Annotated in this window: 18 protein-coding genes and 1 pseudogene; 10 read left to right on the forward strand and 9 right to left on the reverse strand. The window is 41.4% G+C overall.

Going from position 1 to position 24,042, the window contains the following annotated elements; all coding sequences use genetic code 11:
- Positions 1-526 precede the first annotated feature (526 nt).
- From pabB to yidD, 3 genes are all read right to left on the reverse strand, one after another.
- The gene (gene pabB, locus FBB35_RS23790; protein WP_174711698.1) at positions 527-2,698 is read right to left on the reverse strand and encodes an aminodeoxychorismate synthase component I; all 2,172 of its coding nucleotides are present in this window, start codon (positions 2,696-2,698) and stop codon (positions 527-529) included.
- A gap of 481 nt (positions 2,699-3,179) precedes the next feature.
- A complete protein-coding gene (locus tag FBB35_RS23795) occupies positions 3,180-4,196 on the reverse strand; it encodes a sulfate/molybdate ABC transporter ATP-binding protein (RefSeq protein ID WP_174711699.1) in 1,017 nt (338 codons plus the stop codon).
- Between the two features lie 94 nt (positions 4,197-4,290).
- A complete protein-coding gene (gene yidD, locus FBB35_RS23800) occupies positions 4,291-4,815 on the reverse strand; it encodes a membrane protein insertion efficiency factor YidD (RefSeq protein ID WP_174711700.1) in 525 nt (174 codons plus the stop codon).
- Between the two features lie 240 nt (positions 4,816-5,055).
- On the opposite strand from yidD, the gene chlP reads away from it, so the two are divergent.
- Positions 5,056-6,276 carry a geranylgeranyl reductase gene (gene chlP / locus FBB35_RS23805; protein ID WP_012410081.1) on the forward strand — a complete coding sequence of 407 codons (1,221 nt, stop codon included), beginning with the start codon at positions 5,056-5,058 and terminating at the stop codon, positions 6,274-6,276.
- Between the two features lie 500 nt (positions 6,277-6,776).
- Here the strand turns inward: chlP and FBB35_RS23810 are convergent, their stop codons facing one another.
- From FBB35_RS23810 to FBB35_RS23820, 3 genes are all read right to left on the reverse strand, one after another.
- Positions 6,777-7,238: a hypothetical protein gene (locus FBB35_RS23810; protein WP_174711701.1), complete on the reverse strand. Its 462-nt coding sequence runs from the start codon at positions 7,236-7,238 to the stop codon at positions 6,777-6,779.
- Positions 7,239-7,265: 27 nt separating this feature from the next.
- Positions 7,266-9,104 (reverse strand): bifunctional serine/threonine-protein kinase/formylglycine-generating enzyme family protein, encoded by a 1,839-nt coding sequence (locus FBB35_RS23815; RefSeq protein WP_174711702.1) that lies wholly within the window; start codon positions 9,102-9,104, stop codon positions 7,266-7,268.
- Between the two features lie 320 nt (positions 9,105-9,424).
- Positions 9,425-10,228, reverse strand: a complete 804-nt coding sequence (locus tag FBB35_RS23820; RefSeq protein ID WP_174711703.1) for an ABC transporter permease — start codon at positions 10,226-10,228, stop codon at positions 9,425-9,427.
- 686 nt (positions 10,229-10,914) lie between these two features.
- Here FBB35_RS23820 and FBB35_RS23825 point away from each other — a divergent pair.
- A complete protein-coding gene (locus tag FBB35_RS23825; protein ID WP_174711704.1) occupies positions 10,915-12,000 on the forward strand; it encodes a glycosyltransferase family 4 protein in 1,086 nt (361 codons plus the stop codon).
- A gap of 155 nt (positions 12,001-12,155) precedes the next feature.
- Here FBB35_RS23825 and FBB35_RS23830 read toward each other — a convergent pair whose 3' ends face one another.
- Entirely contained in the window at positions 12,156-13,787 is a 1,632-nt protein-coding gene (locus FBB35_RS23830) for a DUF655 domain-containing protein (RefSeq protein ID WP_174711705.1), read from the reverse strand.
- 218 nt (positions 13,788-14,005) lie between these two features.
- Here FBB35_RS23830 and FBB35_RS23835 point away from each other — a divergent pair, with 218 nt between their 5' ends.
- The 5 genes and pseudogenes from FBB35_RS23835 (at position 14,006) to FBB35_RS23855 (ending at position 18,401) form a co-directional block, all read left to right on the forward strand.
- The gene (locus FBB35_RS23835) at positions 14,006-15,175 is read left to right on the forward strand and encodes a cysteine desulfurase family protein (RefSeq protein WP_174711706.1); all 1,170 of its coding nucleotides are present in this window, start codon (positions 14,006-14,008) and stop codon (positions 15,173-15,175) included.
- A 73-nt stretch (positions 15,176-15,248) separates the two neighbouring features.
- A pseudogene (locus FBB35_RS23840) lies at positions 15,249-15,641 on the forward strand (type II toxin-antitoxin system VapC family toxin).
- 478 nt (positions 15,642-16,119) lie between these two features.
- Positions 16,120-16,854: a DUF1995 family protein gene (locus FBB35_RS23845; protein WP_174711707.1), complete on the forward strand. Its 735-nt coding sequence runs from the start codon at positions 16,120-16,122 to the stop codon at positions 16,852-16,854.
- Positions 16,855-16,933: 79 nt separating this feature from the next.
- Positions 16,934-17,479, forward strand: a complete 546-nt coding sequence (locus FBB35_RS23850) for a histidine phosphatase family protein (RefSeq protein WP_174711708.1) — start codon at positions 16,934-16,936, stop codon at positions 17,477-17,479.
- A gap of 253 nt (positions 17,480-17,732) precedes the next feature.
- On the forward strand, positions 17,733-18,401 hold the full coding sequence (locus tag FBB35_RS23855) for a hypothetical protein (protein ID WP_174711709.1): 669 nt from the start codon (positions 17,733-17,735) through the stop codon (positions 18,399-18,401).
- On the opposite strand, the gene FBB35_RS23860 is transcribed toward FBB35_RS23855, so the two are convergent.
- The gene (locus FBB35_RS23860) at positions 18,388-19,929 is read right to left on the reverse strand and encodes an NAD(P)/FAD-dependent oxidoreductase (protein ID WP_174711710.1); all 1,542 of its coding nucleotides are present in this window, start codon (positions 19,927-19,929) and stop codon (positions 18,388-18,390) included. The two genes, FBB35_RS23855 and FBB35_RS23860, sit on opposite strands and share 14 nt — an antisense overlap.
- 227 nt (positions 19,930-20,156) lie before the next feature.
- On the opposite strand from FBB35_RS23860, the gene FBB35_RS23865 reads away from it, so the two are divergent.
- From FBB35_RS23865 to FBB35_RS23875, 3 genes are all read left to right on the forward strand, one after another.
- Positions 20,157-21,005, forward strand: coding sequence for a prohibitin family protein (locus tag FBB35_RS23865; RefSeq protein ID WP_174711711.1), 849 nt, complete (start codon positions 20,157-20,159; stop codon positions 21,003-21,005).
- Positions 21,006-21,251: 246 nt separating this feature from the next.
- Positions 21,252-21,668, forward strand: a complete 417-nt coding sequence (locus FBB35_RS23870; RefSeq protein ID WP_174711712.1) for a DUF1824 family protein — start codon at positions 21,252-21,254, stop codon at positions 21,666-21,668.
- A gap of 71 nt (positions 21,669-21,739) precedes the next feature.
- Positions 21,740-23,671 (forward strand): ABC-F family ATP-binding cassette domain-containing protein, encoded by a 1,932-nt coding sequence (locus FBB35_RS23875; protein ID WP_174711713.1) that lies wholly within the window; start codon positions 21,740-21,742, stop codon positions 23,669-23,671.
- Positions 23,672-23,819: 148 nt separating this feature from the next.
- Here FBB35_RS23875 and FBB35_RS23880 read toward each other — a convergent pair whose 3' ends face one another.
- Positions 23,820-24,041, reverse strand: a complete 222-nt coding sequence (locus FBB35_RS23880; RefSeq protein WP_174711714.1) for a hypothetical protein — start codon at positions 24,039-24,041, stop codon at positions 23,820-23,822.
- Between the last annotated feature and the right edge of the window lies 1 nt (position 24,042).

Here is a 24,042-nt window from a genome sequence, read left to right on the forward strand (position 1 = left end):
TAACGAATTTACCTCATTTGGGCGATGGAGTTGAAAAAGAGGCAGGGGAGCAGGTGGTCACTGAGCGTAGCCGAAGTGGAGTAGGGGGCAGGGGGCAGGGGAGCAGGGGGAGTAAAGAGAAAATTTTAGTGATTTTTTCTACCGAAATGGCCATGAATACATTTATTTCTTTTTCTTTCCCTGCCTCTTGTTGATATCCAATTGAGGATTAAGGCGTTAAACCCCATTTTTTTAATATTGGTTACGCACAGATGAGTAGTCTAACAAAAATCCCACCTGTAGAGATTTTGAGCGAGTTATCTGACTGGGGTTATCTTTCTTCTGTATGAAGATGCGCTAAACCATAGCAGGCTACCGCAAAGGGCGCATAGACACTTTAGCGGAGCGTCTCGTAGAGAATTGGCTTCCCGCAGGGTAGGACACAAAGAAAGAAAAACGAACCGCAAAGGGCGCAAAGGACACAAAGAAAGAAAGAGAAGTTAAAAGGGTTTGGTGCAATCTCACAAAGAAATGGTATTAGCGGCGGCTAGGAAACTGCTCGCACTTTTTTATAGCTATCAAAAGCCTCTATTTCTATCCCTTGGATGTAATATTGGTTAGAATCAAAGGCTCCATGCGTAGCAATCATCATGGCATGAATCAATGCCTTTGCTTTCAGGAGTGTTTCTTGAAACTCCATTTCAGGATCGGAAAGTGCCACAATGCCGCCGCCAATGCCAATTGAGGTTTGCTCTGGAGTCAGCACAGCAGTACGAATGACAATATTCAAATCAGCCGAACCATTCAATCCCAAAAAGCCGATTGCTCCTGAGTAAACTCCCCGTGCTTCTTGCTCTAATCGATCGATAATCTCAAGGGTTCTGAGTTTGGGAGCGCCTATCATTGAACCGCCGGGAAATGCTTTGCGAATGCAGTCTGTGGCGCTCATATCAGCGCGTAAATGACCGCGAATAGTCGTCACCAGTTGATGTACCGTAGCATAGGTTTCCACATCCATCAATTTGGGAACATGGACAGTCCCGACTGCACAAACTTTTCCTAAATCATTGCGAAGCAAATCCACAATCATCAGATTTTCAGCCCGATCTTTTTCACTGTTTTGCAATTTTTCACGCAGGATAAAATCTTCGTTGGGTGTTTTTCCTCGTGGTAGGGTTCCCTTAATGGGCTTTGTTTCTACCCAGCCTTGGCAATCAATATGCAGAAATCGCTCTGGAGATGAGCAAGCGATCGCCACATCACCAAAGCGCAAAAATGCAGAGTATGGAGCAGGATTGATGCGGCGCAATGAACGATAGAACACCAAGGGATCGGGTGTTGTGTCTGTGTGAATCAAGTTTGTTAAACAAACTTGATAAGTTTCTCCTTCGTGAATTTCTTGCAAACACATCTGAATATTATCAAGATAAGTCCTTTCAGACCGACTTAAGCGGAAAATAACAGGTGTTTGAACTTCTGGTGGAACAATAGGCGATAGGGGAAGAAGATGGTCAATCTGGTGTCTGATCCATTCAAACCAGGCTTCAGAGGCGGCTGTTTGTCCGTGCTGAATTAGGCAAAGCAGATAGAGTGTTTGCTCCTGGTGATCGATTGCAATCATTCGATCTGCTAGTAGAAACATGGCATCAGGTAAGCTAGAGTGGTGATTTAATTGAGACCCGCACTCTGCTTTTAGTTCATAGCCAAAGTAACCCACAAACCCGCAATTGAAATCGAAGGGTAAATCATCAGATGAGCAATGTCGCCGTTCAATTTCATGCTGGAGATATTCAAAAATCCCCTTAGTCTTACAGCTTATGGTATCGGACTGTGTAATCGTGAGTTCCTGTGATCGCGTCTGATAGCGAATTAGCAGACTGTTTTCGCCACCGCTATCTCCCATAAAGGAAAAGCGAGAAAGACCAGATTCAACCAGACTGCTATCTAGCCAGAAGGTATTTGGTGATTTGCCAAACAAATGCACAAACATCTGCTCTGTATCGGGATACAGATTCAGCTTGTGCGTACAAAGTTGAAATTCCTGTTGCTGTTTTTGGGAAGAAGAACTTGGAGGTATGGAAGCAGCACCACTATCTCCTACCCAATAGTGTTTTCTCGGACTATTGCCGCGCTCTTGGGCAAATTTTAGGGTAATCTCTCTAAAATTCTCGAATAAGGTTTGTCCATACTGAGTACAGATTGACTCTGGATGAAACTGCACACCCCATAGCGGCAAAGCTCGATGGCGCATTCCCATCACCAGATTATCCTCTGTCCACGCTACTTTTTCTAAACAGTCTGGTAGGTCATTTGCAACCAGCAAAGAATGGTAGCGCACAACAGAGAAAGGAGAAGGAATTCCCGCAAACAAATCAGTACCACTGTGATAAACTTCACTGATTCGACCATGCTGAACCTCAGGTGCATGGATAACTTTACCTCCATACTCATTACCAATTCCTTGATGTCCAAGACAAACACCTAGAAGGGGCACTTGGGTATTTTGAATAGCTTGACGACAGATCCCAAAATCTTTGATATTCTCAGGACGGCCTGGCCCTGGTGAAATTACAATGTTGTCAAATTCCCAATGTTGCAGTTCATCCCATGCAAATTGATCGTTGTAAATCACAGTCGGATACTCTGCATTGACTTCTGCAATTAATTGGTAAAGATTAAAAGTATAAGAGTCATAATTGTCAATAATTAGGGTTTTCATCTTGGAAGTTTCGGTGTTGTTATCCCTCTAGCCTAAGAGGATGTTTGAAAAGTTGTGATTGATGTATCAAATATTTTTTACCCCACTCTAACCCTCCCCGTATGTATTGGGGAGGGAACTAGATTTTCTTGTTTCCCCCAATCCATCGGGGGATTAAGGAGGGTAAAACCCGGATCTAAAAGTAACTCCGATTTGTGTGTACACCGTAGCCTTTATTAAGGGGGGATTTAAGGGGGTAATAATTTGATTAAAATCACAACAAACCACTTTTCAAACATCCTCTAAGTAAGTTGGTGCAAAAAAACCCAAGTATATTACGAAATGAAAATAGGCTTAAAATCCTTACCAATGAAAAATGACAGCCTTAGCCAGTTAGCTTTAATTGCGCCGACCTACTTACGTAAGATTAAAACCCCTAGTCAATAGCTGAATTGGACAGCGATTAACTAGGGGTTTTGACCATTGGGGAACTGGCAAAAGTCTAAATTGAATAAGACACAGGAAAGGATTTTGCATCCTTTGGCTTGACATATATACGCTGTTTCGGTTCTAACTCTAAGTCATTAAAGCGATCGCGTGTTAAATGCGCCATCACCACTTGTCCATCATCGAAAGTTAATTCTACCTGAATTTCCCAACCCAAATGTATCAATCGGCTCACTGTGGCAGCCGTAGTAGCACCGTTGGCAACCTTTTCTAAAATCACATCTTGCGGACGCAAAAATACTTGTGGGTGTGGCGCATCAAACCCGCTACTTTGAAAAATCTTCGAGTTGCTGGGTAATACATTTACCGGGCCGATGAAGCTCATCACAAATGCGGTGGCAGGATTATCATAAATTTCCGATGGTGTCCCCACTTGTTCCACACGCCCTTTATTCATGACCACAACTTCATCGGAAACTTCCATTGCTTCCTCTTGGTCGTGGGTGACAAAAACCGTGGTAACATGAACTTCATCATGGAGGCGGCGTAACCATGCCCGTAAATCTTTTCGGACTTTAGCATCAAGTGCGCCAAAAGGTTCATCTAGGAGTAATACTTCAGGTTCTACTGCCAAAGCCCTTGCTAAGGCTACCCGTTGTCTTTGACCACCAGAAAGTTGTGATGGATAGCGATCGCCTAATCCACTCAATTGCACCAACTCTAGTAATTGTTCTACCTTTCCCTTGATCTTCTTTGGCTGCGCCTTGCGAATTTCTAAGCCAAAAGCAATATTTTGTCTGACGGTCAAATGCTTAAATAGAGCATAGTGCTGAAATACAAAGCCAATATTCCGCTGTTGCACGCTTTGGTATGTAGCATCCTTACCGGTAAGCAGGATTTTGCCGCTATCTGGCATTTCTAAACCTGAAATTAGCCGTAGTAGCGTAGATTTACCCGATCCCGACGGCCCAAGCAACGCAACTAGCGAACCACTCTTAATTTCCAGGCTAACCTCATCAACTGCCTTGAAACTCCCGAATTGTTTGGAGACGTTCTCAACTACTATGCCCACTACTGCTATACCTCTGCAACTAAATCTACAGATCCTTGGTAGGATTACTGTGTCTTACATATACCATATATCGTTATTTATGGATGAACAAGATTTAGCTACCGCAACTGCCGCAATCGAGAAAGCTACAATCAGCACCACTGCAATCTAGGGAACTACAATCCGGTGAACCACAATTAGGAGTTATGTTAACCATCTCGGCACAATTGCAGCCCAAATCGGCACAATCAAAACATTCAGTATTATTGCTGCTAATAAATGAGGGGTTTTGACCAACTTTACCAGATGCTTGTTTTGGTTGCTGTGTTTCTGCCTCCTCCTCTGTGGATTCTTCTGAATTCTCGATTTGCATAGATATATAGCGGCAAGCTGCTGCACGTTTACGCAAAATATGGTTAGCTTCTTTACAAGCTTGAAATCGTTCACGAGAATTGACAAATGCTACTTTTAAACCTTCCTGAGCAATTACCCGCTTGAAGTACGCAGAGCAAGATTCACCGCCATATAGTATTCTGTGGGCACAAGCAAAACCTTTGTGTGGGGAAATATGCTTTTGATATCCGGTAATTGCGGCGGCACTAATTTGTCTAGCAAAAGAATCGAATAAGGAAATCTGCATATTTTGGGACTGGGGACTGGGGACTGGGGACTAGGCAATATTCTTCCCAATTTCCAATCCTTAATTCCCAATTCCCAATTCCCAATTCCCAATTCCCAATTCCCAATTCCCAATTCCCACTTCGTATCGAAACATTAAGGAATATTGCATTTGTGCAGAAACCTGACGGTAAACCGCCAAATCACCAGAAATACCGTGGTAGTATGCTCTCGGTAAATGTGAAGATTGGGAGAAAGACCTTTGACACTACGGGTTGCTGTTATTGGGTCAGGCCCTGCTGGTTCATCTGCCGCAGAAACACTGGCAGCCTCTGGGATTGAAACCTACCTGTTTGAGCGGAAGCTGGATAATGCAAAGCCTTGTGGGGGTGCAATTCCCCTCTGTATGGTGAGTGAATTTGACTTACCACCAGAGATTATCGATCGCCGGGTACGGAAGATGAAAATGATTTCGCCTTCCAATCGGGAGGTTGATATCAATCTGATAAATGAAGATGAATATATAGGAATGTGCCGCCGGGAAGTGCTAGATGGCTTTTTGCGTGATCGAGCGGCAAAATTAGGCGCAAATTTAATTAATGCCACTGTTCATAAACTTGATATACCAGGAAACAATACTGATCCCTATACCATTCATTACGTTGACCATACAGAAGGTATATCTCAGGGAATTGCCAAAACTCTGAAGGTGGATTTAATCATTGGGGCAGATGGGGCTAATTCTCGCGTTGCTAAAGAAATGGACGCTGGGGATTATAATTATGCGATCGCTTTCCAAGAGCGAATTCGCTTACCCGAAGACAAAATGGCCTACTACAACGACCTCGCCGAAATGTATGTCGGTGATGACGTTTCTACCGATTTCTACGCTTGGGTTTTTCCCAAATATGACCACGTAGCTGTCGGTACTGGCACGATGCACATCAATAAAGCCAGCATCAAACAGTTACAAGCTGGTATCCGCGCCCGTGCATCCGAGAAACTAGCAGGCGGTAAAATCATCAAAGTCGAAGCGCACCCCATTCCTGAACATCCCCGTCCCCGTCGTGTCGTTGGTCGCATCGCTTTGGTGGGAGATGCTGCTGGTTATGTTACCAAGTCCTCTGGTGAAGGTATTTATTTTGCCGCTAAATCTGGGCGGATGTGTGCCGAAACTATTGTAGAAGCATCTAATAGTGGTAGCCGTATTCCTACAGAAGGCGACCTCAAGATTTACCTAAAGCGTTGGGATAAGAGATACGGACTCACTTACAAGGTGCTGGACATTCTGCAAAGCGTGTTCTATCGTTCCGACGCTACCCGTGAGGCGTTTGTGGAAATGTGCGATGACCTCGATGTACAACGGCTAACATTCGATAGCTATTTGTATAAGACGGTTGTCCCAGCTAATCCCATCACCCAATTAAAAATTACTGCCAAAACTATTGGTAGTCTAATTCGGGGTAATGCCCTTGCACCTTAATTGCGTGCAAAGGACTGGGAATTACAACAAATACATTACTCAATTTTGTGGGGTGGACATCCTGCACGCTAATTAATTTGGGCGGGCCAGATACCATTGGTGTCAACTTAAGCTCAAATACTTATTCCACAGGCATTTTACCCCCCTTATTAAGGCTACGGTGTACACACAAGTTATCGAATCACTACAAGTTCTCAAATTACCCCACCCTAACCCTCCCGAATGCATCGGGGAGGGTTAGAGTGGAGTAAAGCCGATTATTTATCAATGACTTCAGACTTGTGTGTACACTGTAGTCTTTTTAAGGGGAGTTACTGCGTTGGGCGGCTTTGCCGACTTGAAGCACATGGCGTGGATTTAGGGGGATCTAAAACTATTTGATACTGAACAAGAGGACTTTTCAAATATCCCCTAAGAACAAGACAATTTTGTATATCTTTCATATCAACAGTGGCTCTTGCAAAACAGATAGTTTAATTTATGCTTGCAGACTTATTGCTTCACAGGCTTGTTCTAATCCACCAGCTTATTTTCTCTAAATTAGGATCTATTTCCTGCCAAAAGTTTCCTGAAGAGTCTACTTCTCTTGCTGCTGCGAGTATTTTATCTATACCGTCAAAGTTTTTTTGAATCAGCTGTTTATCTAATTTAGGAATATCTAATTTAAGATATTTCAGACGGTTGGGTAGCTCTACCTTCTCTTTTGTTGACAAGCTAATAATTTGCTCAACTTGTTCCAGAATTTTGTCTATTGATATAAAGACTTCTTCAATACTCGGCTTTTTAGTTTTTAATTGCAAATCTTTTTCTTCAAAGTTTTCTTCTTGATTACCTAACTTGACTATTACTATTTTGACAAAGAAAATATTGTAATCAACCCCAATAACTTCACCTATTTGATGATGATATTTTCCACTTTTATTGATAATTACTATGTCGCCTTTCTCAATTTTGTCTTTCATGATTACTACAGCCTATAAATCAAATTGCTAAATAATCTCCTCTACAGAAAATACTACTCTAAAGCCACAAACTCTCAGCCCACCGTCTGACTCATTCCAGCTACGGCTGGCGCTGCGACACAGTTCGGCGTTGAAACTCCAAGAACCACCACGTAGCACTCGGCGATTAATATCACCACCAACTTCCCAGGCTGTTCCATCTGAGGGTGCATCGCTGTAATTGTTGTGCCACGAGTCAGCGCACCATTCCCAAACTAGCCCGTGCATATCGTATAATCCAAAGGCGTTGGCGACTTCAAAACTACCGACGTTAGTTGTTTCTTTACGGAATTTGCTTGTTGGTTCAATAGTGCAACTGACTAACTCAGAGGTAATGGTTTCGCCAAAGTGGAAAGATGTTGTAGTTCCAGCCCGACAAGCATATTCCCATTCAGCCTCACTGGGTAAACGATAGTCGCGTCCAGTTTTTTCTGATAGTCTGAGACAGAATTCTACAGCCTCATACCAAGATACATTTTCTACTGGTCTATCTAAACCTTTAAATTTCGATGGATTGGGATTTAAAGCTTGTTTGATTTTGGGTAAAGCTGCTACTACTCTCCACTGGGCTTGAGTTACGGGAAATTTCCCCATAAAAAATGGTTCAACGGTGACTTTATGCCGAGGACGTTCGTCAGCATCTCCCTCAAACTCTGGTGAACCCATCATGTAAGTACCACCAGGAATCGATACCATTTCTAAGGTGACAGATTTACCCAATTCTTCCGCAAAGAAGTTGGCATTACCACTCATGCGGTTTACTTCTCTACCACCTGTGTCTACTGTCACTACGTCAAATTCAAAAGTTTCTAAGGGAGGTAATGGTACTATTATTTTTTGTGGTAGCGGCGGTAATATAGGTTGAGACATCGAAACGATTTTCAGGGCAACAGGTTCAATATTCGATGTTGCAAATTTCAAATCGTTGATAACTTCTACTGCTGTTTGATATCTTTCACTCGGTAGATGTTTTAGTAATTTCTCTAAAATTCTTCCTAAGTCGTCGCTGAGAGTAATACCTTTTTCTTGTAACCATTCGCGCCACATCCATTTAGCATTCATAGCATCATAAATAGGGTCATTAACCTGTCCAGAAGCATCCTGCAACGGTAAACATCGAGTTAAAAGACGTACACAAGTTACACCCAAAGCATACAAATCACTGCCGTGACAAGCAAATCCAGCCATTTGTTCAGTTGGGGCATAACCAAGGGTATAAATTACTGTCGCTTGTCTTCCTAAACTGGTTTGTGTTACCTGTTTAGCACCACCAAAGTCAATTAATACAGGTTTTTCATCACTTGCACGGCGGATAATATTTTCTGGTTTGATATCCCGATGAATGACGTTATGGGTATGAATAAATTCCAGAACTGGCAATAAATCAGCTAAAAGTTCCCAAATCTGTTTTTCACCATAGATTTGCTGCTGAACTTCTTGTAAGAGAGTTTTTCCTTGAATGAATTCTTGGACAAGATACAAACTAGCACCTTGCTCAAAATAAGCTAGTAATCGAGGAATTTGGGTATGATTCTCTCCTAGTTCATACAACCGAAAAGCCTCTTCTTTAAAAAATTCTGCTGCTTTAGTGCGTTGTCCGGTTCCCTGAAATTGGGGAAAAAATTGCTTGATGACGCAAGGCGCGTTTAGTCTGTCTACATCCTCTGTAGCATAAGTTCTACTAAATCCACCTTCACCTAAGAGTCTTAATACGCGGTAACGGCTTCTTAGAAGTTTGCCAAAGTTGCTTTGTCCGCAACTCACGCAAAATCTATTGCTAGCAGAGTTGAATGGATTTGAGCAATTGGGATTTTGGCAGATTTGCATAATGAGGGGGAAATAGCATTTTCTCCAAAGTTAGCCCCAATATTATCTAATTGAAAACAGTTATGTAGAGAAGCGAACACGGAAGTTTATTCATGTGCTTAAACTTCTTTTAACACGAGAACAAGAAGATGAATAAATTTTATATATTTACTTATTTTGGGACGTTTCTAACTATTGGTAAATACGAATACATAAGTATGAAGAATGTAGAGGTGTTCACATTGCAACATCTCTTTGAATATAGCTTTTTTTGCCATCCAAAAAAGTTCACGGAGAACCAAGTTATCCATAATTTTAATTGTTAATTACAAGTTTTGTTTTTAGCTTTTATTTTCTCCAGAAGCGCGAATTAATTCAGCTATAAATGCAACGATCGCAGATACTGAAATCAACATGACGCTTAAAGCGTTAATATCAGGCTTGACTCCTGTTCTAATCCGACTAAAAATTTCCATTGGTAGGGTGTTAGAACCACTACCGGCAGTAAAACTAGAAATGAGAAAATCGTCTAGGCTGAGGACAAAGGCTAGGAGACAACCAGCCAAAATACCAGGCATCAGTTGAGGTAATAATACTTGCATGAAAGCTTGGATTGGTGTAGCACCTAAATCTAGTGCTGCTTCTTCTAAGTGGGGATCTAAATTGGTAAGTCGTGAAGCAACTACAAGTCCGACATAAGCTAGACAAAACACGATATGCGCTGCAACTATCGTCCACAAACTTAGGGGTATGGCAAAGGCGGCTAAACAAACTAGGGTTGCCACTGCGATCGCAATATCGGGAATAATCAATGGTAAGTAAGCAACACCCCGATACAATTTCTTGCCAGGAAATTCGTAACGCGCTAACCCAACCGCCATCAAAGTTCCCAGCACGGCTGAAACCCCAACTGCACAACCAGCAACTATCATACTGTTTTGCAAAGCTGATAAGATGCGATCGTCGTTGAACAACTTGCGATACCAATCGAGAGTGAATCCTTGCCAAGTTGCGCTATAGGGCGACTGATTGAAGCTATAAAAGCTAAGTACCAGTATAGGCAGGTACATGAACACAAATATTACTAGTGAGAAAACCGCCTGCCATGAGACACGCGGTTTTTTGAGAGATGGAGAGATATTCACGTTTATATATATGATTTTTATTGATGGAAATACAAAATATCATATTTTATGTAATAAGTCAATTATTTAACTCTGTTTTCTCACTCTTGGCTACGAGGGAATCCAACTCATGGAGGTAATTCTCGTGACTTTCTATTGCCTTTAAATAAGGTTAATAGGAACAGAAATGATTGTTATCTTGAAAAACTTTGATAGAACTTCTAACAAAATTGCTGTTTTTGATTTCAAAATACCTAATTTACCAAAATCTGTCTTTTGGACGGCTACAGTTTATCTTTTAGAGTACGGAAAGCCGCTCAAAGAGTACCTACACGTTTGATTATTTAATTAATATTTGTAAATCCGATAGTTAATAAGCGAAATTGGATATTTATCGCCTAATCTTACTATTTAAAGTAAGTTTAGGCAATTTTATAAAATTATTATTCATCAAAAAATCTATATTTAAAATTACACCAAACAACCAAAAATTAATATATCAGAATAGATTTACCTCTTTAGGAGTGGATAATTTCTGTACTAGGATAGACAAGCAATATAGAATAAATAGCATAAGATTTGAAGGAAATTGTTAATAGATTTAGTATCCGAAGTTACTTTCTGATGCCAAGTGAATTAATTACAAGCACTACGACAACAGAAATAAAAAACTTCTAATTCAAGCTTTATTTTTTAGGAGGTTTGTGATGAGAATTGCTCAAGTAGCTCCATTATGGGAAAGAGTTCCACCTCCAGCTTATGGAGGTATAGAGTTAGTAGTGGGGTTACTAACCGATGAATTAGTCAGACGAGGACATGAAGTAACTTTATTTGCATCGGGAGATTCTATCAGTCTGGCAAAACTTGTATCAGTTCATCCCAGTGCCCTCAGACTCGATCGCACTATCAAAGATTACAGCGTTTATGAAATGCTGAATCTCGCTTCAGTGTATGAACGCGCAGAAGAATTTGATATTATTCACTCCCATATCGGGCATGGGGCACTGGCTTACGCAAATCTCGTCACAACCCCTACGGTTCATACGTTGCACGGTATTTTTACCCCTGACAACGAAAAGATGTTTAGTTTTGGTAAAAAACAACCCTACGTCAGTATTTCCGATGCACAACGAGAACCAAGGTTAGGGTTGAACTGTATAGCAACGGTCTACAACGGAATTGATGTCAGCAGTTATAATTTTCACGCTCAACCAGAAGATCCGCCCTACCTAGCGTTTTTGGGTCGGATGTCTCCTGAAAAGGGAGCGCATTTAGCAATAGAAATTGCAAAACTTGCCGGTTGGTGTTTGAAAATGGCAGGTAAGGTAGATGTTGTTGATGTGGAATACTTTGAGAAGGAAATCAAACCCCACATTGACGGAGAGCAAATTCAGTACTTGGGTGAAGCTAATCATGCTCAAAAAAATGCTCTCATGGGAGGTGCAGTAGCAACTCTGTTCCCCATTACTTGGCGGGAACCCTTTGGATTAGTGATGGTTGAGTCAATGGCTTCGGGTACGCCAGTGATTGCGATGAACTTAGGGTCTACTCGAGAGGTAATTTCCCACGGTAAGACGGGATTCCTCTGCAATAATATTCAAGAGTGCATCAGTGCTATCGATCAGGTAATAGAGTTAGACCGCTATACTTGCCGCCAATATGTTGAAAACAGTTTCAGCGTTGAGAAAATGACTGATGGCTATGAGGCAGTTTATCAAAAAATAATCGCAGAACGATTTTCTCGGAATGGGCATTCACGCAGTTTGATTGGTTTAAGTAGCGATCGCATTTAATTTGTGTGCCTAAGAGGTTGTTTGAAAAGAAGTTGGCTGTGATTTTAGATACTCATTTATCCCCCCTAACCCCCCTTAAAAAGGGGGGAATCGGAGTCAAAGTCCCCCAATTTATCGGGGGATTTAGGGGGATCTTATCTTTTAAACCAAGACTGCTACCAAGTTAGGCGATATTGCCATTTTTCCAATGTTTTCGCCTTAACCCCTGAAACTCTTTCTAAGTCTTGTAAAGATGTAAATTTTTGCTGTTGACGGCTAAGAATTATCCGTTGTGCTAACTTCTTACCCACACCAGGGAGAGTTTCTAATTCTTCCAAGCTTGCAGTGTTAATATTTATTTGTTTAATTGCTTGTAGTTCACTTGATGAAGAACTTTTTATTTGGGGACAGCGTGTTTGTTCTAATTTAACTTTTTCTTGAATTGCTGGTGGTAAGCCGGGTTTAACTTTGGTATAAAGACGAGCAAATTCTCGCACATAGTGAGCCGCAACTATGGGATTTTCAATTACTACAAGTGTCTCATCGTTACCATTATTAGCAGCGTCTGACCAATTATGAGAACCTGTAATTACTGTTTGGCTATCTATTACACCAAATTTGTGATGTAATAAATCGCCCTTAGGTAAAACAGGTACACCTACAGTAGTAATTGGATTTTGCCAAGGATGGTTATCAACTTCATATTTACATTTATTACTGAGAGCAACTCCCATCATATCTAAGGCTTCACTGTAGGGACGATATGCAAATTGTGGTTCAATTAAAGCGCGAATTTGCACGTTTTGTTGATGGCGATTTTCTAAGATATTAGCAAGTCGCTGATCGGAAAGGACAAATAAGGCCATGTCAACAGATTTAGTTGCTGAATCTAAAGTTTTACCAATTAAACCATTACTACTGTTACTCCAGGGTTCAGTTGGAGAAGTTGGCGAAAATTGTACAGTAATTGTGGTTTGATTTAATGTAATTTTTTTAGGCGATCGCATCGGTTTTTGTAACCCAAATAGACTATCTGGCTTACCTTCTGACCCATCTCCCCACATAATATTAAACTCTTCTGTAAATAAAGATGCTAATTCTGGGCTGTCAATCTGCAATAAGTTATTGGCATTGCCTAAAGTATTGGAATTTGTAAAATCACCAGATGTATCACTTAGCGTAAAATTCGCTGAACTGATAATTACAATGCGATTATCTACAATCACAAATTTATGGTGCATCAAGCTGCTACCTGCTGAACCATCTGCTCGATCGTCTATCCAGGGAATTTTAGCATTCTGCAAAATTATTAAAGCATCTCTTTGATTGATTTCTGCTGGGCTGAGTTGATTGTCTTGGTTAATATCGATAAATTTGCGAAATTCGTTGTAGCGTTCTTGTTCCCTTTTATCTAACTTACTGACTTCAGCAGATGTTAAACTACTCCAAGGTCTGCTGTAGGTATTTTCTAAAATTATCCTGACTTTTACCCCAGATTTTTGTCTATCAACCAGTGCTAGGGCAACTTTGGGTAAACGTAATTCTTGGACCACCACATCTACTGTAGATTTAGCGTGCATAATAGCATTGACAATTTCTTTTTCTAAATCATCTCCCAAGCGAGTTTGCTGACGATAAGCTTCTTTGTATTCTGAAGACTCAGAATGGTTAAAGTAAACTTGAACTAAAGGGTCTTGTGGTAAAGGTGCTGGACGCTGATTGAAAGACTGGACTCGTTGACAACCAGCGAGGGAGAATATTAGTAAAAAGATATATGAAAAATATCTTTGTCTAGAGATAAGTTGCACTGTAATCTGTTAAAAGTGGATTGAGAGTGGACAGATTTATCATTCCCAAAATTTTGTATTCTAAATTAATTAGAAAAATAACTTTCCAAACAAAGGGAAAAATCCACTCCTAGATGCAGAATTACAAAGATTTTTTTCAGGATTTATCCATGTAAACTGCATCTTCTGAAAAGATCGCCAGCCTATTACCAAAGTGTGTTCTCACCATTATCGGCTATATGCAAATTTATCTAGATTACAGCGCTACTACTCCCACTCGAAAAGAAGCGATCGCAGTTATGCAAACAATCCTGACTCAACAGTGGGGCAATCCTTCCAGCTTACATGAGTGGGGACAACGGGCTGCAACGGTTGTTGAACAAGCCAGAGTTCAAGTTGCTGGTTTAATTAACGCCGCCAATCCTGAATCGATCATTTTTACCTCTGGTGGCACTGAGGCAGATAATTTGGCAATAATGGGTGTGGCTCGGTTGTATGCTGTTCCTCAACATCTAATTATTTCCAGCGTCGAACATTCCGCAATTTCTGAAACAGTAAAGTTGCTAGAAATGTGGGGTTGGGAAGTTACGCGCTTGTCTGTAAATGTTAAAGGTAGAGTCAATCCCCTAGATTTAAAGGCAGCGTTGCGACATAACACAGTTTTGGTTTCTATAATTTACGGTCAAAGTGAAGTTGGGACAGTGCAACCGATCGCAACATTGGGTAAAATTGTGCGATCGCATGGGGCTTTGTTCCATACAGATGCGGTGCAAGCTGCGGGACGTTTACCCATAGATGTGCAACAACTAAACGTAGATTTACTTAGCCTTTCTAGTCATAAAATATATGGCCCGCAAGGTGCAGGGGCATTGTATGTGCGTCCTGGTGTGGAATTGATGCCCTTACTGAGTGGTGGTGGACAAGAAATGGGACTGCGTTCTGGTACGCAAGCAGTACCGATAATTGCCGGATTTGGTGTAGCAGCAGAATTAGCAGCGCAAGAATTAGCTACAGAAACACCACGATTAATTGAATTACGCGATCGCGCCTTTGCCCAATTAACTGAGATTCCTGGTTTAATTCCTACAGGTGATGCTTGCGATCGTTTACCTCACCATGTAAGTATGTGCTTAGAAAACGCCGACGGTAAAAAACTTAGCGGTAAAGCCTTGGTACGACAGCTAAACCTTGCTGGCATCGGCATCAGTGCTGGTGCTGCCTGTCACAGTGGTAAACTTAGCCCTAGTCCAATATTGTTAGCAATGGGTTATTCCGAAAAAGCCGCTTTGGGAGGAATTCGCATCACATTGGGGCGTGATACAACTGAAGCTGATATAGATTGGACGGTGATGGTGTTGAAGCAAGTTTTGCAAAGGCTAACACCGGATTTATCTTTAGTTAAACGTTAAATTAAATGTGACATAATCGCATACCTGTGGGAATACTAGCCGTATAAACTAGCTAAACACGGGTGCTTTTTACCTGCTTGATACGAACATCTGCATTTACCTGATCAAGTAAAAACCCCAAAAAGTACTGGATAAATTTCAAACCCTTAGCATTTCTGATGTTGGTATCTCCTCTATCACCATTGCCGAACTAGAATATGGAGTTGCCAAAAGTCAACAGCAAGAGAAAAATCACATCGCCCTGATGCAATTTCTGCTACCTCTAGAAATTGTCGAATTCAATCAAGCATCTGCAACGATTTACGGCAGCATCAGAAGTGATCTCGAAAGTAGAGGACTTATTATTGGTGCAATGGATATGCTCATTGCTTCTCATGCGCTGAGTTTAGGAGTTACCCTTGTCACCAATAATGTGCGAGAATTTTCTCGTATTTCTACGCTCCTATTAGAAAACTGGGTTGAGTAGTTGTGAATAGGCGAGGTATTCGGTATTGTTAAATGAGTTTTTCCCAAAAGCTAATATTTTGAGCCATAAAGGAGTTCAAGCACGACTTATTTTTATGACTTTTGAGGCTTTTCTTGAATGAATAAATTCATTATTGGGATTGGGATGTTCATTGGCTCTACGATTGGCAGCTACATCCCAGTCTTGTGGGGTGGAAGTTTGCTATCCTTTGCCTCGATCCTCTTTAGCGTTATTGGTGGTATTGCAGGGATTTTGCTTGCGTATCGCGTATCAAAATATCTCGGTTTTATCTGATCGGCGCTCTATCTCACTGTCGCTAAAAGTTTTAAATAAGTCTTTTTCTAACAGGTAGAATTTTGAGTGTGTCTTTTATGCGATCGCACTCTAAATTTGGAATGTAAAACAGCTTTGTGTTTACTCCCTCAATCATAGCCAATACTGGAACAATGGAAGTAACGCTAAAGCGACATAAAAAACTATGAGTGAACTTCCTAATACCCTTGAAGATGCGATCGCCCAATCTCGTGCAGCCGTCCAAGCTGCTCTTGCAGATGGTTGTACTCGCATACAAGTTGAGTTCCTGTTTCCAGAACTCAAGTTTATGCCAGTGGCGGAACAATTTCTGCCACTGTTTACAGAATACGATTCCCGTTTGAAGATTTTCTTTGCTGACGCGGGGGCTGCGGCCTTAGCGCGTCGCAATTGGACAGATGCACCATTTCAAATTTTGGATATTGGTACGGGAAGGACTGCTTCCTTGCAAACCAAAATTCAGCCAGAGGATGAGATTTTCTTATTCATTGCCCCCACTTCCGTAGAAGTACCGCAGGTGGAAAAGCTATGTCAAGAAATAGGCGATCGCCCTGTAGTCTTTTTAAATCCCCGTTTAGAAGATTCTGGAACTGTGGGCATTGGTTATGCAGCAAGGCAAACTCGCCTGCGTTTCACTAATACCATTGAATCCTGTTATTACCTGCGCCCCATCGACGAGCAAAGCGCTCTATCTCGCTGCTATCCAGGACAGTGGGAAGTTTGGCTGGAAACCGACGGCGAATATCAAAGAATTGCTGAATTACCCACAAAACCATCGGGTGATGATTTGGATCAGATCCTTTTAAAAGGACAATCACAAACAACAACGGACGCTGCACCTGCGAGAAAGCCCAATATATTTAAGAGTTTGCAACGGTTCTTAAAGGCGTTGAGTAGTTAGGAAAAAGCAGAGGTAGCAGGAGGAAACTCGCTCATCTGCTGCCTCATTTTGAGTTTTTTATTTCTAAAACAGAAACTTGATGCTGAAAACCCTATACATTGTGCGACATTGCCAAGCAGTTGGACAAGAACCTAACGCACCTCTGACATCAGAGGGACACTTCCAAGCGATCGCTCTTGCTGATTTGTTATTTAGCTTTGGGATCGAGCGGGTTATCTCCAGTCCATTTATGAGAGCATATCAATCAATTGCTCCACTCGCTGAACGTCTGGGTATTTCAATCGAAATTGATAATCGACTTACCGAGCGCGTGCTGTGTCCAACACCGCTTGATGATTGGCGTGAGCGATTGGCTGAGTCATTTACCAATCTTGATTTATATTTGGATGGTGGTGAGTCTAGTCGTAGTGCTATGGCGCGTGGGATAGCTGTAATTGATGAAGTATTACAGCAAAAAACCAGCATAACTGCGATTGTGACACATGGCAATTTAATGGCGATGATTCTGAAGCATTTTGACGATCGCATCGGTTATGCTGAATGGGAAAAATTGAGCAATCCAGATGTCTATCGCGTACAGTTTCTCAATGATGCAACACACGTAGAGCGAATGACATTTTTCTAGGTAGTTTAGCAATAAGCCTTTAACTCACAGCATAATCTGTATAGTGATATCTATTTTTATCCACCTAATTAAATTTGCATTTGTAACTATAAAACTTAAGCAAGTGTATTAACTTGATCGTGGATTGATATAAACTTTCAAAAACTATCTTTTTATATTTTGAGTGTAGTCTTTTAGCAGTAAATTCTAAGTTTTTAAATTAAAAAAGATCATTTGTCGATAAAATAAACTACAAATATCATCAGGAATATATATGCGTTTTTCTCAATTTGCAGGGATTCTTGGTTGTACAACAGCAGCTTTTATGTCAATTGCACCAATGCAGGTAGAAGCTGCAACTTTTAAAGTGATATCAGGAGTCACCAGCATCGATCGCGATCACGAAGATATACTTAAAAGTATCGGGCTAACCTTGACAGGCAGCAATAATACAGTTGCACCAATTCCCAGCAATTATTTAGTCGGCTTTGACATCGACTCAGCCACCAACTTTACGTTTAGCGACGAGGGCGGCTTTACTCCGCTTTCAGGAACAATCGAACATACTGGTACTGTTACCTTCAATAATCAAATTACTGTTGGTGACTTTTCAATTGGTTTTGTTCCAGGACGTACCGTTCAAGATGCTAGCGGATTTGTTTTAAGAGACACATTTTCTTTAGATACGATTTTGTTTGATTTGAGTATTCCAGAACCTGCGGTATTTGATGGCCAAAATTTAACCATCCCTGATGTTAAATTGCTGGTTTCTCCAGAATTTGCAAAGATACTGCAAAAACCGGAATTGACAGGTTTATTTGCTGGAACTGCACGAATTGATGCTCAAGTTGCTGCCGTACCCGAACCTGATAGTGTACTGGCAGTTTTGGTAGTGGGTGCGGCTCTCTTGGCAACTAGACTTTATAAAATTAAATACACCTGATATCCTGAAGCATTTTTAAATGCTTATTAACTGGTGCAAGGGTATTGGCAGCAATCAGCCCACTGGCGGCGACTGCTGGTAAACCAATACCGGGAAATGTTGAGTCGCCACAGCACATCAATCCTGGTAGGGGTGTGCTGGGACCGGGAAACATACCGCTTCCAGCCTGAATTGCTGGCCCGTAGGAACCTTGATGACGGCGGAGATAACGCTCGTGAGTTAGAGGTGTACCAACAAGTATGACTTCGCAACGAGAGCGAATATCTGGAATTACCCGTTCTAAAGCTTGCCACATTACTTCTGCACGCGATCGCTTTTGTTCGGCATATTCTTGACTCCTTCTATCCATTCCCTGCCACATAAAGTATGGCTCATTACCAGGTGTATATACATGAATCACATGTTTACCTGCTGGCGCTAAAGATGGATCGAGGACTGAAGGGATGGAAATCACCACCACATTTTGAGGTGCTGTTATGCCCAATTCCCAGTTGTTGACTACGATGTAATGACACCGCAAATTTGACTGTAATCCCTGAGCATCAATGCCTAAATGCAGGTGCATAAAACTATCACACTCAGGTGTAGCTTGTCGTTTATTGCGGTACTGTTTAGGTATTGCTTTATCTGGTAGTAACTTCAGTGTGTCCCAAACCGAGGCATTAGAAATTACTGCTCGTTTTGCCCGAATTTCGGAGCGATCGCGCAGACGCACACCCACCGCACAATTACCTTCTACAAGCACTTCCTCCACATGAGCGCCTAGCCTCAGTTTTCCGCCGTGACGCTCCAACCCTTGTACAAGAGTGTCAACTAAAGCACTACTCCCACCAATGGGATATTCAAGGATTGCATCTGGGCGATACCAGTCCGCAAACATAAATGCTACCTCTGCGGCGCTAGTGCCATCTGCGGGCAATCCAGAAAGGAGAAAGCAAAGTAAATTCAGCCAGTTTCGGGTAAACGTCTCTTTAACAACCCCATCCATAATTCGGCTGAAAGGGCCCGTCAGCTTGATTATATTTGCCACATTCTTTGTCATAGATGGTAGAAATGGGCCCACAGTTCTAGCTGCACCAAAATCAAAGCGTAATGCGGCTGGTGGTATGGAAGTTGCAGCCCTGGCAAATGGTTCCATAACGCGCTGGAGTTCTTGCCATTCAGCAACAGCATTATCACCACAAAATTTCATCAGCACTTCAGAAAATTGATCGGCACCAACCGCCGTGTCAAAATCACCTTCTGGTAGACAACAACCCCAAGTATCGTAGGTGACGCATGACAATTCCGAACCAATTGCATCTAACACTTGTCGCAAAGGGTTAGCAGAGGGGCTGTAAGATAGTCCAGAATAGAGAGACGGGCCAGAGTCGAACTTAAAACCATTGCGCTCAAAACCATGAGCAGCGCCTCCAGCAATGGAGTGGCTTTCGCAGACTATCACATCAAAGCCATATCGCGCCAAAAGAGCAGCACAACTCAAACCGCCAATACCGCTACCAATAACAACTATATCTGTGTTTTGCATATCCCTAATGTTTGCAACAATAAATTAAAAAAGTTGTGGAAACTTGGATAATATCATTCGCTCCCCCATCCAGAAACCGCTCTAATTGGTTAATATCATCACTAAGGATGGACAATGGGGAATGGGGAATGGGGAATAGGGAATGGGAAACAAGGGGAGAAGAATAATTTTATGCCCAATGACAAATGACAAATGACAAATGACTAATTTTTATCGGAGAAAGGAATTTGAAAAATCAGCAATTAGGAAATTGGCAAACCACAGTTTTAGGAATTGTGTTAGCAACACTAGTGATTTTGGGACTAAATTCCTTTATCATTATTAACCCAGGAGAAGCAGGAGTGATCAGCATCTTGGGTAAAGCTAGAGATGGCGCTTTATTGGAAGGGATTCACGTTAAACCGCCTTTTATCTCAGTGGTAGATGTGTATGATTTGACTGTTCAAAAATTTGAAGTGCCAGCCGAGAGTTCTACAAAAGATTTGCAGAATTTATCTGCGAGATTTGCGATCAACTTTCGTCTCGATCCTATCAAGGTAGTTGAAGTTAGAAGGAAACAAGGAACCTTAGCAAATATAGTATCAAAAATCATTGCACCTCAGACACAAGAAGCATTTAAAATTGCAGCCGCCAGAAGAACAGTAGAAGAAGCAATTACTAAAAGAAGTGAATTGAAAGAAGACTTCGATCAAGCGTTAGGCGATCGCTTAGACAAATATGGGATAATTGTGTTAGATACTAGCGTAGTTGATTTAGCATTCTCACCAGAATTTGCCAGAGCAGTGGAAGAAAAACAAATTGCTGAACAACGGGCGCAAAGAGCCGTTTATGTAGCACGGGAAGCAGAACAAGAAGCACAAGCAGATGTGAATCGTGCTAAAGGTAGGGCAGAAGCTCAAAGACTTTTAGCAGAGACACTCAAAGCCCAAGGAGGACAGTTAGTTTTACAAAAAGAAGCAATTGAAGCTTGGAAGAGTGGCGGCGCTCAAATGCCCAAAGTCCTCGTTATGGGTGGCGACTCAAAAAGCGGTGTACCCTTCATATTCAACCTGGGAAATGTCCCAAATCAACCGTAAGGAGTTGGCATTAGATAACAAGCTCTCTATTATGGAATTTGCTCTGACTTTCAGACAAATTCTGCAATACTTGGACGATTTGCAATCTAAAATCGTTCGATTGAGCTACTTGTGCCGAGCATCTCGACTTCGCTCGATGGAACCGGAGCCGAGGTAAGCCGAAGTCTAAAATCCAAAATAGTATAAGTTGGGCTAGTCCCAACTCAAACACAACACAAAAACCAACAAGTTCATCAATCAAAGTTTATGTCAACCCCTAATTCTCACAATCTCACCGCCGAAGAAGCGAAAAAATTACTGAATAAATTTAACTGTCTAGACATTGCGCCTATTCTCAAGCCATCAGAAAAAGCAGTAATTCGTGATGCCCTAATTTTGGTAACTAAACTTGCTGATTATCAAATTTTAGGAATTTGTGCCGATACAGCAGAAGAAGGAATACTGGCTATGAAGACCTACTCTTTGGCTTTGGGTTATGAACCACCAAATAATTTGCTGACACCTGAAGGGCCAGTTTATATCAAATTAAACGGTAAAAATGGCTTGTGCTATCTTGATTCTTATGCTGGACATCATCGTGGAGTATTAGTATCTTGTCAGTCTTACCACGAAGACGGAATCAACGAAATGTATGGACATCTACCTTTGGATTTATTTGTATAGAATTCTGTGAATGTAGGTAAGGTATGTGCTTTACCTACTAATTAACGATCAATGAAAAATTACTAGATTTTATGAGTATTATTACACTCCAGTCGGTTAAAAAAGACTTTGGCATCAAAGAAGTTTTAAAAGATGCCAGCTTTAGCCTTGATGCTACCGATAAAGTTGGCTTAATTGGTACCAACGGTTCGGGAAAATCAACCCTATTAAAAATGATTGCCGGGTTGGAATCCATTGATAGCGGTCAAATTATAATTAACTCCGGTTCTAAAATCATCTACTTACCCCAGCAGCCAGATTTAGATGAAAATCACACAGTTTTAGAGCAAGTTTTTGCTGATAGTGGCGAACATACGGCTTTAGTACGTGAGTATGAAGAACTCTCAGATAAATTAGCTCATTATCCAGATGATAGTCAACTAATGTCTCGCCTTTCTGTGGTGATGCAAAAGATGGATACAAGCGGTGCTTGGGAATTAGAAACCAACGCTAAAATTATCCTTACAAAATTAGGAATTTCTGACTTTGATGCCAAGATAGGCACTTTATCTGGAGGCTATCGCAAGCGCATTGCTTTAGCATCAGCATTGTTAGCAGAACCCGATGCTTTGCTCATGGATGAGCCGACAAACCATCTGGATGCTCTTTCTGTAGAATGGTTACAAAGTTATTTAAATCGCTATCGTGGCGCACTTTTTCTAATCACCCACGATCGCTATTTTTTGGATCGCGTCACCAATCGGATAGTTGAAATCGACCGAGGCGACATTTATACCTATTCAGGCAACTATTCATATTACCTGGAAAAGAAAGCTTTAGCTGAAGAATCTGCCGTAAGTACTCAACGGAAACATCAAGGCTTATTGCGACGCGAGTTGGAATGGCTCAAAAAAGGGCCGAAAGCTAGAAGTACTAAGCAAAAAGCTAGAATTGACCGCGCTCATGCTCTACGGGATACTGAATTTAAAGAAGTTCAGGGTAAAGTTGATATTTCTACAGTTGGTCGTCGCATTGGCAAAAAGGTTATTGAATTAAAGAACGTTTCTAAGGCATACAATGGACGCACCTTAATTAATAACTTCACCTACGAATTTAGTCCAGAAGACCGCATCGGCATCATCGGCGCTAATGGTGCTGGTAAATCCACTTTAATGGATATTATCACTGGTCAGATTCAGCCAGATTCAGGTGTTGCCGAAATTGGGACTACAATTCACATCGGTTATTTTGACCAGCATTCTGAAGAATTGCTCACAGCTTTAAATGAAAATCAGCGCGTGATTGACTACATCAAAGAAGAAGGAGAGTTTATCAAAATTACCGATGGTACTCAAATTACTGCTTCGCAAATGTTAGAGCGGTTTTTGTTTCCTGGTAATCAACAGTATGCCCCAATTAATAAACTTTCTGGTGGTGAAAAACGCCGTTTATTTCTGTTGCGGGTTTTGATGAGTGCGCCCAATGTCTTAATTTTAGATGAACCGACAAACGATTTAGATGTTCAGACATTAGCAGTATTAGAAGATTATTTAGAAGATTTTGTCGGATGTGTAATTGTAGTTTCTCACGATCGCTACTTTCTCGATCGCACTATCGACACAGTATTTTCCTTTGAGGAAGGCGGTAATCTCCGGCAATATCCAGGTAATTACTCGATTTATCTAGACTATAAGAAGGCTGAAGAGGCACAGCAACAAGCTGCGAACACTAAGGAGAAGCCGAAAAATGCCGAAGTTCAAAATAATGGTGCGGCTTCACCCAAGGATGTAGAAAATACCAAGCGGCGGAGATTATCCAATTGGGAGAAAAAAGAATTTGAGCAGTTGGAAGATAAAATTGCCGAGTTAGAAGCTGAGAAAGAAGAAACCGAGAAAACACTAGGGAATGTTTCACCGGGGAATTACAGCGAAGTGCAAAAGCTGTACGATCATGTGGAAAAGCTCAAGCACGCGATCGATGTGGCGACTGAACGCTGGTTAGAATTGGCGGAGATGGAGTCTTAATTTCTTAACATGACGTGAATTAAGACAGGAGACGCGATGAATCGCCGTCTCTACAATTAGTCTTTTGTAGAGACGGCGATTTATCGCGTCTTTATGATGATTTATTTAGCATAGGTGGTTACGGCGTTCCGTTAACACACCTACCACTTCATCTTTTACTTTTGAGTTTTGGAGAATGATTTTCCTGCTTTTTATCCTGCAAGCTGCGAATTTTAACCAGCACTAAAATATATTGTTGAGTCATCCAAATCAACGCCTCAATGGATGAGTTACCTTGGTCAATTTGGCTTTTAGCTTGGAAGCCAATCAAGAATAGTTGCATTGCCAGTAACAAAGCAATGATTTTACCGAGAATTTGACGGGCTTGCATT

Origin of the sequence: Nostoc sp. TCL240-02 (genome assembly GCF_013343235.1) — a bacterium.
Taxonomy (GTDB): domain Bacteria; phylum Cyanobacteriota; class Cyanobacteriia; order Cyanobacteriales; family Nostocaceae; genus Nostoc.